At 75.3% G+C, this 15,801-nt stretch carries 15 protein-coding genes; 4 read left to right on the top strand and 11 right to left on the bottom strand.

The genetic code is table 11. From position 1 onward, the window contains the following. Window positions 1-32: 32 nt before the first annotated feature. The 8 genes from ABD994_RS01935 to ABD994_RS01900 all read right to left on the bottom strand — a co-directional run bounded on the left by ABD994_RS01935 (window position 33) and on the right by ABD994_RS01900 (window position 7,605). Window positions 33-1,631 (bottom strand): Hsp70 family protein, encoded by a 1,599-nt coding sequence (locus ABD994_RS01935; RefSeq protein WP_345410653.1) that lies wholly within the window; start codon window positions 1,629-1,631, stop codon window positions 33-35. After that, window positions 1,628-2,041 carry a hypothetical protein gene (locus tag ABD994_RS01930; protein WP_345410651.1) on the bottom strand — a complete coding sequence of 138 codons (414 nt, stop codon included), beginning with the start codon at window positions 2,039-2,041 and terminating at the stop codon, window positions 1,628-1,630. Before ABD994_RS01930 ends, ABD994_RS01935 begins: the two co-directional genes overlap by 4 nt. Continuing rightward, window positions 2,038-3,924: a dynamin family protein gene (locus tag ABD994_RS01925; RefSeq protein ID WP_345410650.1), complete on the bottom strand. Its 1,887-nt coding sequence runs from the start codon at window positions 3,922-3,924 to the stop codon at window positions 2,038-2,040. Before ABD994_RS01925 ends, ABD994_RS01930 begins: the two co-directional genes overlap by 4 nt. Continuing rightward, window positions 3,921-4,226, bottom strand: a complete 306-nt coding sequence (grpE, locus tag ABD994_RS01920) for a nucleotide exchange factor GrpE (RefSeq protein ID WP_345410649.1) — start codon at window positions 4,224-4,226, stop codon at window positions 3,921-3,923. The genes ABD994_RS01925 and grpE overlap by 4 nt, the downstream gene beginning before the upstream one ends. Window positions 4,227-4,231: 5 nt before the next feature. Next, on the bottom strand, window positions 4,232-4,609 hold the full coding sequence (locus ABD994_RS01915; RefSeq protein WP_345410648.1) for a hypothetical protein: 378 nt from the start codon (window positions 4,607-4,609) through the stop codon (window positions 4,232-4,234). Between the two features lie 67 nt (window positions 4,610-4,676). Then, the gene (locus ABD994_RS01910) at window positions 4,677-5,480 is read right to left on the bottom strand and encodes a serine/threonine-protein kinase (protein ID WP_345410647.1); all 804 of its coding nucleotides are present in this window, start codon (window positions 5,478-5,480) and stop codon (window positions 4,677-4,679) included. Window positions 5,481-5,527: 47 nt separating this feature from the next. Next, window positions 5,528-7,054 carry a dynamin family protein gene (locus tag ABD994_RS01905; protein WP_345410646.1) on the bottom strand — a complete coding sequence of 509 codons (1,527 nt, stop codon included), beginning with the start codon at window positions 7,052-7,054 and terminating at the stop codon, window positions 5,528-5,530. Then, window positions 7,051-7,605 (bottom strand): RNA polymerase sigma factor, encoded by a 555-nt coding sequence (locus tag ABD994_RS01900; protein WP_345410645.1) that lies wholly within the window; start codon window positions 7,603-7,605, stop codon window positions 7,051-7,053. Before ABD994_RS01900 ends, ABD994_RS01905 begins: the two co-directional genes overlap by 4 nt. A 286-nt stretch (window positions 7,606-7,891) precedes the next feature. On the opposite strand from ABD994_RS01900, the gene hrpA reads away from it, so the two are divergent. Continuing rightward, window positions 7,892-11,917 carry an ATP-dependent RNA helicase HrpA gene (gene hrpA, locus ABD994_RS01895; protein ID WP_345410644.1) on the top strand — a complete coding sequence of 1,342 codons (4,026 nt, stop codon included), beginning with the start codon at window positions 7,892-7,894 and terminating at the stop codon, window positions 11,915-11,917. 43 nt (window positions 11,918-11,960) lie between these two features. On the opposite strand, the gene ABD994_RS01890 is transcribed toward hrpA, so the two are convergent. Further along, the gene (locus tag ABD994_RS01890; RefSeq protein ID WP_345410643.1) at window positions 11,961-12,242 is read right to left on the bottom strand and encodes a DUF3040 domain-containing protein; all 282 of its coding nucleotides are present in this window, start codon (window positions 12,240-12,242) and stop codon (window positions 11,961-11,963) included. 106 nt (window positions 12,243-12,348) lie between these two features. On the opposite strand from ABD994_RS01890, the gene glsA (ABD994_RS01885) reads away from it, so the two are divergent. From glsA (ABD994_RS01885) to ABD994_RS01875, 3 genes are read left to right on the top strand one after another with little or no spacing between them, the layout of a single operon-like run. Next, window positions 12,349-13,347, top strand: coding sequence for a glutaminase A (gene glsA, locus ABD994_RS01885; RefSeq protein WP_345410642.1), 999 nt, complete (start codon window positions 12,349-12,351; stop codon window positions 13,345-13,347). Window positions 13,348-13,365: 18 nt separating this feature from the next. Further along, window positions 13,366-14,358, top strand: a complete 993-nt coding sequence (gene glsA, locus ABD994_RS01880) for a glutaminase A (RefSeq protein ID WP_345410641.1) — start codon at window positions 13,366-13,368, stop codon at window positions 14,356-14,358. 17 nt (window positions 14,359-14,375) lie between these two features. Beyond that, window positions 14,376-14,558 (top strand): DUF1707 SHOCT-like domain-containing protein, encoded by a 183-nt coding sequence (locus tag ABD994_RS01875; RefSeq protein ID WP_345410640.1) that lies wholly within the window; start codon window positions 14,376-14,378, stop codon window positions 14,556-14,558. Here the strand turns inward: ABD994_RS01875 and ABD994_RS01870 are convergent. Together ABD994_RS01870 and ABD994_RS01865 are read right to left on the bottom strand one after the other, a co-directional pair. Next, window positions 14,527-15,489, bottom strand: coding sequence for a slipin family protein (locus ABD994_RS01870; RefSeq protein WP_345410639.1), 963 nt, complete (start codon window positions 15,487-15,489; stop codon window positions 14,527-14,529). The two genes, ABD994_RS01875 and ABD994_RS01870, sit on opposite strands and share 32 nt — an antisense overlap. An 85-nt stretch (window positions 15,490-15,574) precedes the next feature. Further along, complete coding sequence (locus ABD994_RS01865; RefSeq protein WP_345410638.1) at window positions 15,575-15,754, bottom strand: PspC domain-containing protein; 180 nt, start codon at window positions 15,752-15,754, stop codon at window positions 15,575-15,577. Window positions 15,755-15,801 lie beyond the last annotated feature (47 nt).

Raw genomic sequence — 15,801 nt, 5'->3', positions numbered from 1 at the left:
CCACCCCGGACGTCCGGATTCCCGGACCGGCCTCACAGGGTCGCGAGCCGCTCGCGGACCTCGTCGAGCCGGGTCAGGCAGCGCCCGAGGGCACCGAGCTCGCCGCGACCCTCCCGCAGCACCTGCAGCGCGATCTCCGGCGGCAGCCCGGGGAACGGCGTGTGCCGGGTGCCGATCGCCGTGCCCACGCCCTCGGCGGCCGAGACCAGCGGCCGGCGCGTGGCCTCGCCCGTCGAGCCCCCGCGCACGGTGGGCGCGACCGTCCCGACGAGGTCGGCGACCCCGGCCGCCTCGGCGATCGCCGCGATCTCGCGCGCGATCTCGTCGACGACCGACGGGGACGGCGGCGGGGGCGGCGGGGCCGGACGGGACGCCGGCCCGCTGTCCGGGCGACGGACCTTCTCGGTCCCGTCGGCCGGCACCGGCGGCACCTTCAACCCCGACGGCGTCAGCGGCGGGGTGGGCTCGGCGGGCGGCTGGGTCCGCGGGGGCGTGCGCGGCGGGAGCCGGACGTGCTGGGTGGCGCTGACCGATCCGGGCACGGTGGCCAGCGCGCCGAGCGCGACCACGGCCTTGGGGTCCTCGCGCATCCCCGGGGGGTGACCGAGCAGGTCGGCGAGCAGGGCGCTGATGCGCGGGGTCCGGCTGGTGCTGCCGGTGAGGTAGACGTCGACCAGCGCGTCGGGCGTCGTCCCGGCGCGGGCGATCGTGTCGCGCAGCTCGGCGACGCTGCGGGCCAGCAGCGGCTCCACCGCCCGCTCGTACTCCCGGCGGGTCACGCGGAGCTCGTCGTCGTAGCCCGGGACCCACAGGTCCACCGCCGGCAGACGCGAGAGCGCCTCCTTGGCCTGGGTGACGTCGCGGCGCAGGAGCGTGCGGTCCCGCTCGCGGATGCGGCCCTCGGCCTCCCACAGCGCGGTCCACGCGTCGGCGTCGAGCGCCTCGGCGTGCTCGGCGAGGATCTCCATGAAGGCGGCGTCGAGGTCCTCGCCACCGAGGGCGGCGTCGCCACCGGGCGAACCGGCCAGCGCGAACCCGTCGCCGCGGCGGCGCAGCACGGCGGTGTCGAAGGTGCCGCCGCCGAAGTCGTAGACGCCGATGACGCCGCCGTCGGGCACGGTCTGGTCCCCGGAGCCGCTGCGCACGTAGTGCTGCGCGGCCGCCACGGGCTCGGCGACGAGGTCGGGCTCGCCCAGCCCGGCGCGCTCGGCCGCCTCGGTGAGCCGGCGCAGCTCGAGCCCCCCGGGCTGCCAGCGGGCCGGGTGCGTCAGCACCACCCGCGACGGGGAGCGGCCGGAGAACCGGCGGCTCGCCTCGTCCCCGACGCGGGCGAGCACGGCGGCGACGAGGTCGACCGTCGCCACCGTGCTGCTGCCCAGCAGCACCTGCTCGTGGGCGACGAGGGCCCGCTTGGGCACCCGCTCGGTGCGGTCCGGGGCCATCGCGGCCCCGTTGACCGCGTCCCGGCCGACGAGGACGTTGCCGTCCTCGTCCAGGCACACCAGCGACGGCACGTACTTCGAGCCGTCGATCTCCAGCACCTCGGCGCGGCCGCCGGCCAGCGTCGCCGTCGTCGTGAACGAGGTGCCGAAGTCGATCGCGAGGTCGAAGCCGGCCCGGGGAGCGCTCACACCCAGCCGCCGTGCCCGTCGTGGCCGGCGCCGGGGTCGGCGCCCGGATCGGTGGCCGGGTCGGGGTCGTGGGTCGGGTCGCCGATGGGGTCGCCGTCGAGGCCCAGCGCGTGCGCCAGGTCGTCCGTCCAGCCCTGCCCGTCGTCGGCGGCGAGGAGGTCGTCGTCCGCGCCCGGGTCGGCGTCGGGGTCGTCGGCGGTGTCGGCGGTGTCGGCGCCGTCCTCCCCCGCGTCGCCGGTGACGACGGCGAGCATGTGCTCGAACACCGCGTCGGGCAGTGCCGCGTCGTCGACCGCGAGCGCGTCGGTGAGCAGGGCGTGCTCGCCGGGGCTCAGCACCTCGTCGGGGTCGCCGTCCGGGTAGCGGGACATGTCCAGCCAGGGTCCCCCGGCCTCCTGCGACGCGGTCACGACGCCTCCCCTCCTCGGTCGGCCGGCCGCTGGTCCGGCAGGCGGCCGGCCAGCTGCTCGGCGGTCTCGCGCAGCTCGTTGCGGCGGCGCAGCCGCGCCTCGACCTCGGCCTTCCGCCGGGCCAGTGCGCTCTTCTCGCCGGCCAGGGCCTTCTCCCGCTCGGCGAGGCTCGTGGTCAGGCGGTCCTTCTCTGCGGTCAGTGCGGCCGTGATCCGCTGCGAGAGCACCTCGCGCGCGCCGGCCACGGCCTGGCTCACGACGGGCGGGACCTCGTTGTTCAGCCGCGCCGTGACGTCCTGCAGGTAGCGGCGGGCGTCCTCGCGGCTGCGGGCACCGCGCTCCTTGGACCAGCGCCGCCAGGTGAAGAAGCCGACGACGCCGACGCCGGCGGCCACGGCGCCCACCACCGCGAACGGCCCGAGCACGGCGGCCCCCACCAGGTAGGCCATGTGCCCCATGCCCATCCCCAGGCTCGCGGACATGACGCCCTGCTCGGCGAAGCTGGTGCTGCCCTGGCCGCGGGCCGCTTCGGGCAGGCGGGCGAGCCGCTCGGGGGTCTCCGGGATGACGCCGCCGAGGTCGGCCTCGACGCCCTGCAGGTCGGCCAGCAGGGCCGCGGCGAGCGCGTCGAGCTCGCGGCGCAGCATCGTGTCCAGGTCGATCCAGATGGCCTGCGCGCGCGGCGGCAGGTCGGTCGCGACCTCGTCGAACACCTTGTGGTCGCCGCCCGCGATGCGGTCGCCGACCTCCTTGCGGACGTCCTCGATGCGGCGGGCGAGCTCGGCGCGCATCCGCTGCTCGAGACGCGCCGACCGCTCCCCCAGCGTCTGGCGCCACGTGGCGTTCTGGGCCTGCAGGGCGGTCAGCGCCTCCTTCTCGCGCTTCACCGACGCGGCGTACTCCGGGCCCACCGACAGCGACAGGGCCCGCCGGACCTGCAGCGCCGACAGGCGCTGGGCGAGCAACCGCGCCTGGGCCAGCAGGTTCGCCAGCCGGACCCCGTCGGCGCCCTCGGCGAGCCCGCCGAGGTGCTCGGCGAGGGGCGTGATCCCGCTCGACGCCCACTCCTCGGCGGCCTCCTCGGGCTCGCCGTCGGCCTCGGCCGCCAGCGCGTCGGCGACGGCGCGGCTCGACACCCCGAACCACGGCGCGTCGGCGTAGCGCGGGGCGTGCGCGGCGATGAGCTCGACGTTGCGGGCCCGCACCGCCTCCCACGCCGGGAACTGGTCGATCTTCGTCAGGGCGAAGGCGACGGTCGCGATCCGCTCGGTGGCCCGCTCCAGGAACGCGAGCTCGGACGCGGTGATCTCGCTGGAACCGTCCAGCACGAACACCAGCGCGTCGGCCCGGTCGAGCGTCGCGAGCGTCAGGGCGGCGTGGCCGGCGACGAGCCCGCCGACGCCGGGGGTGTCGATGAGCTCGAGGCCGCCCTCGAGCAGCGGCGCGGGGACCCGCACCTGCACCTGCGTGACGTCCTCGTGCGCCGGGGCGCGGGCGCCGGGGTCGAGGGCGGCGTACTCGGCGATGCCCGCCAGCGGCACCTCGACGTCGTCGCCGTCGGTGCGCACCACCGTCGCGCCGTCCGGGCCGTGGGCGACGACGACGTGCACGCAGGTGGCGACGTCGGCGTCGACGGGCAGCAGTCCGGTGCGCCCGACGAGCGCGTTGATCAGCGAGCTCTTGCCGCGCTTCTTCTCGCCGACCACCACGACCGCGGCGCTGCCGTGCGCCACGCGGGCGACGTCGGCGTCGAGCGCGTCGACCGTGCCGGTCTCCTCGTCCTCCACCGCGGCGGCGCGCACGTCGGCCACCAGCGCGAGGACCTCGTCGGTCAGCGGGTGGGTGCGGCGCGCGCCCACCGGCGTCGCGGGTGCCGTGCTCATCGTGTCTCCAGGGCGTACACCACGACCTCGGGGCGGCGCAGGACGTGGCCGCGGTCGAGGTAGCCGGTGCGTTCGGTGCTCGCGACCGTGCGGTCGCGGGCGGGGTCGGTGGTGGGCTCGCGGTCGACGGCGTCGTGGTGCGTGCCGTCGAAGGGCTCGCCGTCCGGTGCGACCGGGACCACGCCGACGGCGGCGAGGCCGCGGTGCACGCGGGCGCGCAGGCCCGCGACGTCGAGCCGGTCGGCGAGGTCGATGCACACGGCGACGAGGGTCGCGCGGTCCTCGGCGGGGGTGGTGGTCACGGGACTCAGAACCCGGCGGGGTCGTGGGCGGTGGTGTCGGCCTGGCCGTCGCGGTCGGCGTCGATCGCGGCCGTGTCGAAGTCCCCGTCGCCGTTCGTGTCCATGATCATCGTGTCGTAGTAGCCGTCGCCGTCGGTGTCCACGACGCCCGTCTCGAACGTCCCGTCGTGGTCGGTGTCGGAGATCGACGTGTCGAGTACGCCGTCGCCGTCGGTGTCGGTGGTGACCAGGTCGACGTGGCCGGCGTCGTCGGTCTCGTACGTCCCGATCATGGTGCCGGTGGCGTCGTAGACCCCGCCGTCGGCGCCGAAGTACATGTCGCCGCTGCCCGCCATCGTGTCCTGCCCTCGCCGGTCGGTGTGGTCCGTGGTCGGACCGTTCACGACTCCGACGTCCCGGCGGGGCCGGAATGTTCCGGGACCGCGGAAGAAAACTTTCGGCCCGAGACTCTCAACCCAGGGCGGCGCGGGCCGCGGCGGCGAGGGTGCCGACGGTCGGGGTGCGTTCCTGCGGGGTCTTCGCGAGCGCTCCGGCGATCACCGCGTCGAAGGCGGCGGGCACTCCGGGACGCTGCTCCGAGGGCTTCGGGACCGGGCTCTCGAGGTGCCCGCGCATGCGCTCGGGCAGGCTCCGGCCCGGGTAGGGACGCGACCCGGTGAGGCAGCTGTAGAGCACGCACCCCAGCGCGTAGACGTCCTCGCGGTGGTCGGTGGGGCCGCCGCGGAAGCGTTCGGGCGCGGTGTGGTCCAGCGAGAGCCCGTTGCGCGAGACGAGCCCGAAGTCGGCGACGCGCACCTCGGTGGCCTGCGGGTCGGCGAAGAGCAGGTTCGACGGCTTGACGTTGCGGTGGGCCAGCCCGCGGGCGTGGGCGGCCGCGAGGGCGGCCGCCGCCTGCTCGACGACGGCGACGACCCGCGCGGGCTCCAGGACACCGTCGTGCCGCAGCACCGCGGCGAGGTCGGGCCCGGCGAGCAGGGGCGTCTCGACGGTCAGCCGGCCCTCGATCTCGCCGTGCTCGAGGACGGGCAGGACGTGCGGCTCGCGCAGCGTCCGGGCGATGGCGCAGGCGCGCTCGACGCGGCCGCGGTACTCCCGGTCGGCGCCGTCGGGAACGAGCACCTTGAGGGCCCCGACGCGCCCGGCGAGGGTGTGGCGGGCCCGCCAGACCTCGCCCGAGCGCCCGCGGTGGACGAGGTCGAGCAGCTCGTAGTGCCCGAACCTCCTCGGCGTACCACCAGCGGGCGGCACCCCCACCGCGGCCTCCTGACTGACGGGACGGGACCCCGGCCCCGCCTGCGCGGTCACCGGCTCGGGGTCCGAGCCTGCCAGCTCGGGGGCGTCGGCGTCTCGCCGGCGGGCGAGGCGAACAGGATGTGCTCGCACAGCTCGCGGGCCGTGCGCACGTGGCGCTGCAGCACCCGCGACGGGCGGGCCTCCAGACGGCGCCACTGCGGGATCTGCGCGGCCGCCGCGGCGGCGACCTCCTCGCGGCCCGCGCCCGCGGGCAGGCCCAGGCGCCGGGCGTCGTCGGTGCCGGTGGCGAGGTCGCGCAGGCGGGCGACGTCCTCGTCGCCGAGGCGCATCCGGCCGGCCTCGAGGTCGACGAGCGCGGCCGCGAGGTCGACCTGGCGCAGGGCCGGCTCGAGGCGCAGCCGGTCGAGGTCGGACTGCAGCGCGAGCAGCGCCCGGCGGTCGACCTCGTCGGGCACGTCCCAGCCCAGGTGCTCGAGGGCGGCGATGCCGGCGCTCGCGCGCAGCCGGTCGGCGCCGGCGACGAACACGGTCTCGATGCGCTCGAGCACCGCCGCGAGCCCCGAGTGCTCGGCGAGACCGTCCAGCAGCGCCGCGGCGGAGCGGCGGCCGTCGTCGAGCAGCGCGAGGCCGACCCGGATGCCGTGCAGGCCGAGCAGCTCGAGCAGCCGCTCGCGCTCGTCGGCGCCCAGCGGGGCGTCCTCCCACCCCCGGAAGCGCTGGACGGTGCGCAGCTTGCGCAGGACCGCGGCGCGCTCGGCGCCGCCGAGGGCGCGCAGCGCGCGGGCGTCGGCCTCGCCGAAGTCCGGGCCGCGGGCGGTCTCGGCCAGCAGCCCGGCCACCGGCACGACGTCGGAGAGCACCGCGCGCAGCTCGCCGGCGTAGCGATCGGCGACGCGGCGGGCGGTGGGCCACGGGTCGTCCTCGCCGGAGAGCGTGTCGATCCGCGAGAGGACGCCGATCATGTTCGCCGCCCCGAGCCGCAGGTCGCCGGTCCACGAGCGGACGGCCTCGATGGCCTCCACGTCGCGCTCGCCGGGGTGGGGCATGAGGTAGACGACGGCGTCGGCGTCGGCGAGGGCCGCGAGGGAGTCCGGGTCGAGCTTGGACAGCGAGTCCATGCCCGGCGTGTCGATGAGGGTGTACCGGCTCAGGGCGTCGTTGGGCGTCTCGACGGTCAGGTGCGCGACATCGTCCGTGGTGTCCAGGGAGGCGCCGACGCCCCCGGTGGCGGCGAGCGGCAGGACGCGCTCGGTCCCGTCGCGGCGGTGCACGCGCAGGCGCGCCTGGTGGCCGTGGGTGAACCAGGTGACCAGCCGCGTGGTCTCGGTCGCCCCGGTGGCGGCCAGCCGCTCCTGGAGCAGCGCGTTGGCGAGCGTCGACTTGCCGGCGTTCATGCGCCCGCCGACGGCGACGCGGATGCGCGGCTCGGACAGGCGGGTCACGAGGGCGTCGAGGCGGTCCCGCAGCTCGGGGGTGCGCAGCCGGTCGCGCGTCTGCACGCAGAGCTCGACGAGGCGCGACGTCACGGGCCCGACGGGTCCGGCCTCCTCGGTGCTCATCTGGCCGGTGCTCATGCCGTCCGGGCGGCGGGGTGGTCGCCGAGCAGCTCCACGAGGGCGCGGCGGCCGCGGGAGAGCTGGGACTTCACGGTGTCGATCGGGATGTCGCGCATCTCCGCGATCTCGGCGTACGACAGGTCGCACAGCTCGCGCAGTACGACCACGGCGCGGTACTGGGGCGGCAGCTGGGCCAGCGCGCGGTCGACGTCCATGCGGGCGACGACGCCGCCGTCGGCGCCGCGGGCGGGCGTCGGCTCCGGGACGGTCTCGGCCGGCTCCGGCGCCCGCTTGCGGCGGCGGACCTCGTCGATGGCCGCGTTGGTGGCGACCCGGTACAGCCAGGTGCCCACCGCCGAGCGGCCGTCGAACTCCCCGAGCCGCTTCCAGGCGATGATCATCGTCTCCTGGAGGGCCTCCTGGGCGTCCTGGTCGTTCGTGGTGATGCGGCGGCACACCGCGTAGAGGCGGGGGCGGTGGCGGGTCATCAGCTCGGCGAACGCGACCTGGTCGCCGCCCGCAGCAAGCACGGCCAGCTCGGTGTCCGGTCGCGCGTCCGCGCCTGCCATGCCCACGGCTCCTCCCTCGCGTCGACGTCACCCCGGGTGACCGTGAACCTGCCCCGACCGGGCAGACGTTACGTTCCGTCGACCACGGCGGCCACCCGAGCCACTCTTTCAGCCTAATTTTGGCTCCACTCCGTGACCAGAGCGGCCGGGAACAGCCCGAGCGGTGCGTGCGCTGACAATGGGAGCAGGGATCGCCGGGGCGTCGGCAGTGACCGCTGTCCCGCGACGGTCCCGCGACGCCGGGACACGGCGTCCCGATCCCCTGACCAGCACGAGGAGTACACGGGTGCCCGCTGCGACCGATCGCGCCGACACGGGCGCGGACCTCGGCGCGGACCTCGGCGCGCGCGTGGCCGCGCTCGGCCCCGCCGACGAGCACCGCCTGCGGCGCCGGATCGCCGGCGCCGAGCGCATCGGCGACGACGCCCGGCGCGCGAGCACGCTGGAGAAGATCGCCGGTGACGTCGCGGCCGCCGAGGACCGCCTCGCCCGCCGCCGCGCCGCCGTTCCGGCCGTCTCCTACCCCGCCGAGCTGCCGATCACCGAGCGCGTCGGCGAGATCCGCGCCGCGCTGGAGTCCCACCAGGTCGTCGTGGTCGCCGGCGAGACCGGGTCGGGCAAGACCACCCAGCTGCCCAAGATCGCCCTCGAGCTCGGCCGCGGCGTGCTCGGCACCATCGGGCACACCCAGCCGCGCCGGATCGCGGCCCGCACCGTCGCCGAGCGCGTCGCCGAGGAGCTCGGCACCACGGGCACCGACACCGTGGGCTACCAGGTGCGCTTCACCAGCCGGGCCGGCGAGGACACGCTGGTCAAGCTCATGACCGACGGCATCCTGCTCGCCGAGATCCAGCAGGACCGGCTGTTGCGCCGCTACGACACGCTGATCATCGACGAGGCCCACGAGCGCAGCCTCAACATCGACTTCCTGCTCGGCTACCTCGCGCAGCTGCTGCCGCGCCGCCCGGACCTCAAGGTGGTCATCACCTCGGCGACGATCGACCCCGAGCGGTTCAGCCGGCACTTCGGCGACGCGCCGATCATCGAGGTGTCCGGCCGCACCTACCCGGTGGAGGTCCGCTACCGCCCCCTGGTCGACGACGAGGGCGAGGCCAGGGACCAGGTCGACGGCATCGTCGACGCCGTCGACGAGCTGCGCCGCGAGGGACCGGAGGGCGACGTGCTCGTCTTCCTCTCCGGCGAGCGGGAGATCCGCGACGCCGCCGACGCGCTGCGCGAGCACGCCGAGCAGGCGCACGTCGAGGACCTCGACGTCCTGCCCCTCTACGCGCGGCTGTCCGCCGCCGAGCAGCACCGGGTCTTCGAGCCCGCGGCTGCGGGAGCAGGCGGGAGCAGACGGCGGGTCGTGCTCGCGACCAACGTCGCCGAGACCTCGCTGACCGTGCCCGGCATCCGCTACGTCGTCGACCCGGGGCTCGCGCGCATCTCCCGCTACTCGCGGCGCACCAAGGTGCAGCGGCTGCCGATCGAGCCGATCTCGCAGGCGTCGGCCACCCAGCGGGCGGGGCGCTGCGGCCGGGTCGCCGACGGCATCTGCATCCGGCTCTACACCGAGGACGACCTCGACGCCCGCCCGGAGTTCACCGACCCCGAGATCCAGCGCACCAACCTCGCGTCGGTGATCCTGCAGATGGCCGGCGCGAAGCTGGGCCCGGTCGAGGACTTCCCGTTCGTCGATCCGCCCGACCGGCTCGCCGTCCGTGACGGTGTCCGGCTGCTCGCCGAGCTCGGCGCGATCGTCGACGGCGACGCCACGCGGCTCTCCGACACCGGCCGGGCGCTGGCGCGGCTGCCCGTCGACCCGCGCATCGGGCGGATGGTGCTGGAGGCGGACCGGCTGGGGTGCCTGCACGAGGTCACGGTCATCGCCGCCGGGCTCTCCGCGCAGGACCCGCGCGAGCGGCCCGCGGACAGGACGGACGAGGCCGACGCCGCGCACGCCCGGTTCACCGACCCGCGCTCGGACTTCCTGTCCTGGGTGCACCTGTGGGAGCACGTGCGGAGCGGGCGCCGCGAGCTGTCGTCGAACCAGTTCCGCAAGCGCTGCCAGGCCGAGTTCCTCAACTTCCTGCGCATCCGCGAGTGGCAGGACCTCGCCGCGCAGCTGCGCCAGCTCTCCGACGAGCTCGGGCTGACGCGCAACGAGCCGTCGGCGGAGCTCACGAAGGAGCTCGGGGACCGCATCCACCAGGCGATGCTCACCGGGCTGCTCTCCCAGATCGGGCTCGCCCAGGAACCGCCGAAGGACCCGAGGACCGGGAAGCCGAAGCGACGCGCGCTCGTCGAGTACGAGGGCTCGCGCGGCGCCCGGTTCGCCATCTGGCCCGGGTCGACGCTGGCCAAGCGCCCACCGACGATGGTGATGGCCGCCGAGCTGGTGGAGACGTCGCGGCTGTGGGCGCGCACCGTCGCGGGCGTCGACCCGGCCTGGGTCGAGCGCGCCGCGGGCGACCTCGTCACCCGCACCCACTCCGAGCCGCGCTGGTCCAAGCGCCGCGGCACGGCCGTCGCCACCGAGCGGGTGTCGCTGTTCGGCGTGCCGCTGGCCCTCGACCGCACCGTCGACTACCACCGCATCGACCGCGAGGTCGCCCGCGACCTGTTCATCCGGCACGCCCTCGTGCTCGGCGAGTGGAACACCCGCCACGCCTTCGTCGCCCGCAACCGCGAGCGCCTCGAGCAGGTCGAGGAGATGGAGCGCCGGGCCCGGCGCGAGCTGGCGGTCGACGAGGAGACGATCGTCGCCTTCTACGACGCCCGGGTGCCCGAGGACGTCGTGTCGGTGCGCCACTTCGACCGCTGGTGGCAGAAGGCGGAGCGCCGCGACCCGCGGCTGCTCGACCTCGACCCGGCGGCGCTGGTGGCCGGCGAGGCTCCGAGCGCGGAGCAGTTCCCCGACACGTGGACCTCCGGCGGGCTCACCCTGCCGCTGTCCTACGCGTTCGAGCCCGGCGCCGAGACCGACGGCGTCACCGTGGACGTGCCGCTGGCGGTGCTCGGGCAGGTGCGCGCCGAGGACCTCGCGTGGCAGGTGCCGGGCCTGCGCGAGGAGATGCTCACGGCGCTGGTGCGTTCGCTGCCGAAGAACCTGCGCCGCTCGCTGGTGCCCGCCCCCGACAGCGCGCGCGCCCTGCTCGCGCGGCTGGCCCACGACGGCCGGCCGCGCGGCGAGGAGCCACTGTTGCCGGCGCTCTCGGACGCGGTGCGGCGGCTCTCGGGGCTCGACGTCCCCGTCGACGCGTGGAGCGTCGCGAGCCTGCCGGCGCACCTGCGGCTGACGTTCCGGGTCACCGCGGACGACGGCGGGGCGGTGGCCGAGGGCCCCGACCTGGGGGCCCTGCGCCGGCGGCACGCCGCGGCTACCCGCGCCGCGGTCGCGGCCGTGGCCGACGGCGCCGAGCGGCGCGGGGTGACGTCGTTCGCCGAGATCGGGGAGCTGCCGCGGACCCGCGAGCAGCGCCGGTCCGGCGGGACGGTCACCGCCCACCTGGCGCTGGTGGACACCGGCCGCGCGGTGGACGTGCGGGTGTTCGACTCCGCGCTCGAGGCCCGCGACGCCATGCGTGGCGGCACCCGGCGGCTGCTGCGCCTCGCGGCGTCCTCCCCGGCGCGCTCGCTGGTGCGGTCGCTGGACAACCGGGCGGTGCTGCGGCTGCGGGGGGCGATGACGGCCGGCGGCTACCGGGACGTCGACGTGCTGGCCGAGGACTGCGTGGACGCGGCGGTCGACGCGCTCGTCGCCACCGGCGGCGGGCCGGCGTGGGACGCCGACGCCTTCGAGCGCCTGCGGGCCCACGTCGCCGCGCGCCTGCCCGCCGCCGCGGCCGAGGTGCTCTCCCGCGCCGAGACCGTGCTCGGCGAGGCGGGGCAGGTGGCGCTGGCGATCGGCGAGCTGGCGGCCCGCCCCGGCGGGACGCTCGGACCGGCGCTCGACGACGTCCGCGAGCAGCTGCGGGTGCTCGTCGGCGACCGGTTCGTGGCCCGCACGCCGGTGGCCCGCCTGCCCGACGTCGCGCGCTACCTGCGCGCGGCCCGCAAGCGTCTCGAGAAGCTGCCGACGGCCCCGCGCCGCGACGCCGAGGAGACCGAGGTCGTGCACCGCGTCGACGCGGCCTACCGCGCGCAGCGGGTGCGGTCGGCGGGCGAGCCGCGCACCTTCGACCGCGACGGCTACGACGCGGTCGGCTGGATGGTGCAGGAGCTGCGGGTGAGCCTCTTCGCCCAGGAGGTCGGCACCGCCGGCCCCGTCTCCGAGCAGCGCATCCAGAAGGCCCTGGCCAAGCTCACGTGAGTGATCTTCCGAGCGATGGCTCGGAAGATCACGCACGGAGGGGTCAGCCGGGGGGCAGGTCGCCCTGGCGCAGGGCCCAGGCGACGAGCACCGACGGCACGACGACGAGCACGAGCGTCGCGACGGCGGCGAGCACCCAGAGCCCGGGGACGAGCAGCAGCGCCACACCCACGGCCGCGAGCGCGGCGCCCACGAGCCAGGGGACCGCGGCGCCACGCCCCGGGCGGCGGCGCAGGCGCCGCGCGAAGCCCGGGTCCGCGGCGCTCTCGTGGGCCGCGAGGCGGTCGAGGACCACCCGCTCGTGATGGGTCAGCGGCTCGCTCACGGCACACCTCCGCGCGGCTCGACGTCGTCGTCGATCGGCCCCCGAGCATGCCCCGGATCCCGGTGACGCGCACCCGCCGACCCGGCAGGCAGGATGGCGCGCCGTGGTGAGCGATGCCGAGGAAGCGCTGGTCCAGGAACAGCTCGAAGCCGTCCACGACCACCATTCCGACGCCCACGAGGACGACATCGTCTCGATCGCCCTTCCGGCCGCGGAGGGTGAGGAGGACGTGTTCGGGCTCGCGGGCACGGCGGTCGACGGCACCCAGTGGACCGTCGGCGACTGCGAGTTCCGCTTCCCCCTGCAGTCGATCTCCAAGGTCGTCACGTACGCGCTCGCGCTCGAGGACAACGGTCGCGAGACGACCCTGCGCCACGTCGGCGTCGAGCCCTCCGGCGACCCGTTCCACTCGATCACCTTCGACGACGAGCACCAGCGCCCGCACAACCCGATGGTCAACGCCGGCGCGCTCGTCGCCGCGTACCTCGTGCACGGCGACACGGCCGCGGAGAAGGTCGACCGCATCCTCGCCCGGTTGCGGGCGTTCACCGGCGTCGGGGACCTCGCGGTGGACGGCGACCTGCTCGCCGACCAGCTCGCGGCGGCCGACCGCAACCTCGCGATCAGCTACCTCATGCGCTCGCTCGGCATGATCGCCGGGAGCATCGAGGACAACCTGCTGGTCTACCTGTCGATGTGCTCGGTGCGGCTGACCACCTGCGAGCTCTCGGTGCTCGGCGCGACGCTCGCCAACGGCGGGACCAACCCGCTGACCGGCGAGAACGCCCTCGACCCGCAGCACGTGCGCGACGTCGTCAGCGTGATGATGACCTGCGGCATGTACGACGCCGTCGGCGAGTGGACCACCGACGTCGGCATCCCGGCCAAGAGCGGGGTGTCCGGCGGCATCGTCGCCGTCATGCCCGGCCGGCTCGGCCTGGCGACGTTCTCGCCCGGCCTCGACGCCCACGGCAACTCGGTGCGCGGCCAGGCCGTGTTCCGGGAGCTCTCGGCGCGGTACGGGCTGCACATGTTCGCCTCGCCCGACCAGACGCGCTTCGGGCGCCTGCGCCGCACCGGAGGACCTCGCCTGACCCGGGCCTGAGACGGCAGGATGGTGATCGTGGTCGCCGTCGGGGAAGCCGAGCTCGTCCGCAAGCAGCTGAACGAGCTCCACGAGGAGTACCAGGACTTCGGCGAGGACCAGGTCGTCAGCTACTACCCCGAGGACACCCCGGAGGCGCAGCGCCGCCTGTTCGGCCTCGCCGGCACCAACATCGACGGCACGCACTGGGAGGCCGGCGACTGCTCGGTGCCCTTCCCCCTGCACTCGGTGTCGAAGGTGTTCACCTACGGGCTCGCCCTCGAGGACAACGGTGCCGCGGCCACCCTCGCCCGGGTCGGGGTCGAGCCGTCCGGCGACCCGTTCAACTCGATCACGTTCGACGAGGTCAACCACCGGCCCCACAACCCGATGATCAACTCGGGGGCGCTGGTCGCGGCGAGCCTCGTGGCGGGCCGCGACGTCGACGAGAAGGTCGACCGCATCCTCGAGCGCTACCGCGCCTACTCCGGCAACCCGGAGCTGGCCGTCGACCAGCGCATCCTGCGCGCCCAGCTGCGCAGCAACGACCGCAACCTCGGCCTCTGCTACGTCATGCGCTCGCTGGGCATGATCACCGGTGACGTCGACGAGGTCGTCGAGACCTACCTGTCGGCCTGCTCGATCACGGTCACGGCTTCCGACCTCAGCGTCATGGGCGCCACGCTGGCCAACGGCGGGCTCAACCCGGTGACCGGCGAGCGCGCCGTCGCCCGCGAACACGTCCGCGACATCGTCAGCGTGATGATGACCTGCGGCATGTACGACGCGGCCGGTCAGTGGGCCAACGAGGTCGGCATCCCGGCCAAGAGCGGGGTCTCGGGCGACATCGTGTGCGTCCTGCCGCGCTACTTCGGCTTCGGCGTCTACTCACCGGGTCTCGACGTGCACGGCAACTCGGTGCGCGGGGTCGCGCTGTGCCGCGAGCTGTCCGAGGCCTTCGGGCTGCACGTGTTCGCCGATCCCGCCGACTCCCGCTTCGGCCGCGTCGCGCAGCCGACGCGCCCGGCGTGACGCGGGATGATGGCCGCGTGCATGACGTCCGGGCCTCCGACGCCGAGCGCGAGCTCGTGGTCGAACGACTCCAGCGCGCCGTCGGCAACGGGCGCCTGACCGTCGACGAGTTCGAACAACGGGCCGCCGCGGCGTACGCCGCGACGACCCGCGGTCAGCTCGCCGAGCTCACGAAGGATCTCCCCGGCCACCTCTGGTGACCGCCTCGCCGTTGACCGGCTCCCCGTGGGCGGCCGGCTCGGCCGCCTCCCGGGTGAGGGGCTCGGCGGCCGCGTCGATCGCGCGGCGCACGGCGTCGTCGGGGTCGACGGCCGGAGCCGCCGACGAGCTCGCCGGCGGAGCCGCCGACGAGCCCGCCGTCGCGGCCGAGCCGGGCCCCGCCGCGCTCTCGAAGAACCGCAGCAGTTCCACCGGCATCGGCATGACCAGCGTCGAGTTCTTGTCCGACGCGACGTCGGTGACGGTCTGCAGCAGTCGCAGCTGCAACGCGCCGGGCGTGGCGCTCATCCGCTCGGAGGCCTGGGTGAGCTTCTCCGAGGCCTCGAGCTCGCCCTGCGCGGCGATGACGCGCGCCCGGCGGTCACGCTCGGCCTCGGCCTGGCGCGACATGGACCGGCGCATCCCCTCGGGCAGGGCGATGTCCTTGATCTCGACGCGGTCGATGCTCACGCCCCACTCCTCGGTGGGCGCGTCGATCACGGCCTTGAGCTCGCTGTTGATCGCGTCGCGGTCCGAGAGCAGGGTGTCCAGGTCCGCGCGCCCGATGACCGAGCGCAGGGACGTCTGGGCCACCTGCGACGTGGCGCGCAGGTAGTCGTCGACGTTGACGACCGCCCGCACCGGGTCCGAGACCCGGAAGTAGACGACGGCGTCGACGCCGATCGTGACGTTGTCGCGGGTGATCGCGTTCTGCGACGGCACGTCGAGCACGGTCGTCTGGACCGGCACCTTCCGCATCCGGTCGACGAACGGGACGATCACCCGCAGACCCGGTTGGCGCACGGCCGGCAGCAGCCGGCCGAAGCGCAGGACGACGCCGCGCTGGTACTGCTGCACGGCCTGGACGGCCGCGCTCCCGGTGGTCAGCACCAGGAGCGCGACGACGATGAGGACCACCACGAGGGCTTCCATCCCCGACTCCTCCCTGAGGGCGGATCTCCACCCTCCCCGCGACGGCTGATGTCCGCCTGGCGGGGCGCTGAGCGCGGCCTGAGCGTCAGCGCTTCGGCATGATCACCCAGAGCGCCAGGTAGATCACGAACTGCGGTCCCGGCAGCAGGCAGGAGAGCACGAACAGCAGGCGCACGACGCCCGCGGACATGCCGAAACGCTCGGCGAGACCCGCGCACACGCCGGCGATGACCTTGCCGTGCTGGGGTCGGGTCAGGGTGGCCATGGTTGCCTCCGATCCATCGGTGGACGACTGGGGTGGACGGCTGGGGT

Source organism: Actinomycetospora chlora (assembly GCF_039542135.1).
Taxonomy (GTDB): Bacteria; Actinomycetota; Actinomycetes; order Mycobacteriales; family Pseudonocardiaceae; genus Actinomycetospora; species Actinomycetospora chlora.
This window is presented reverse-complemented; position numbering and strand designations above follow the sequence as displayed.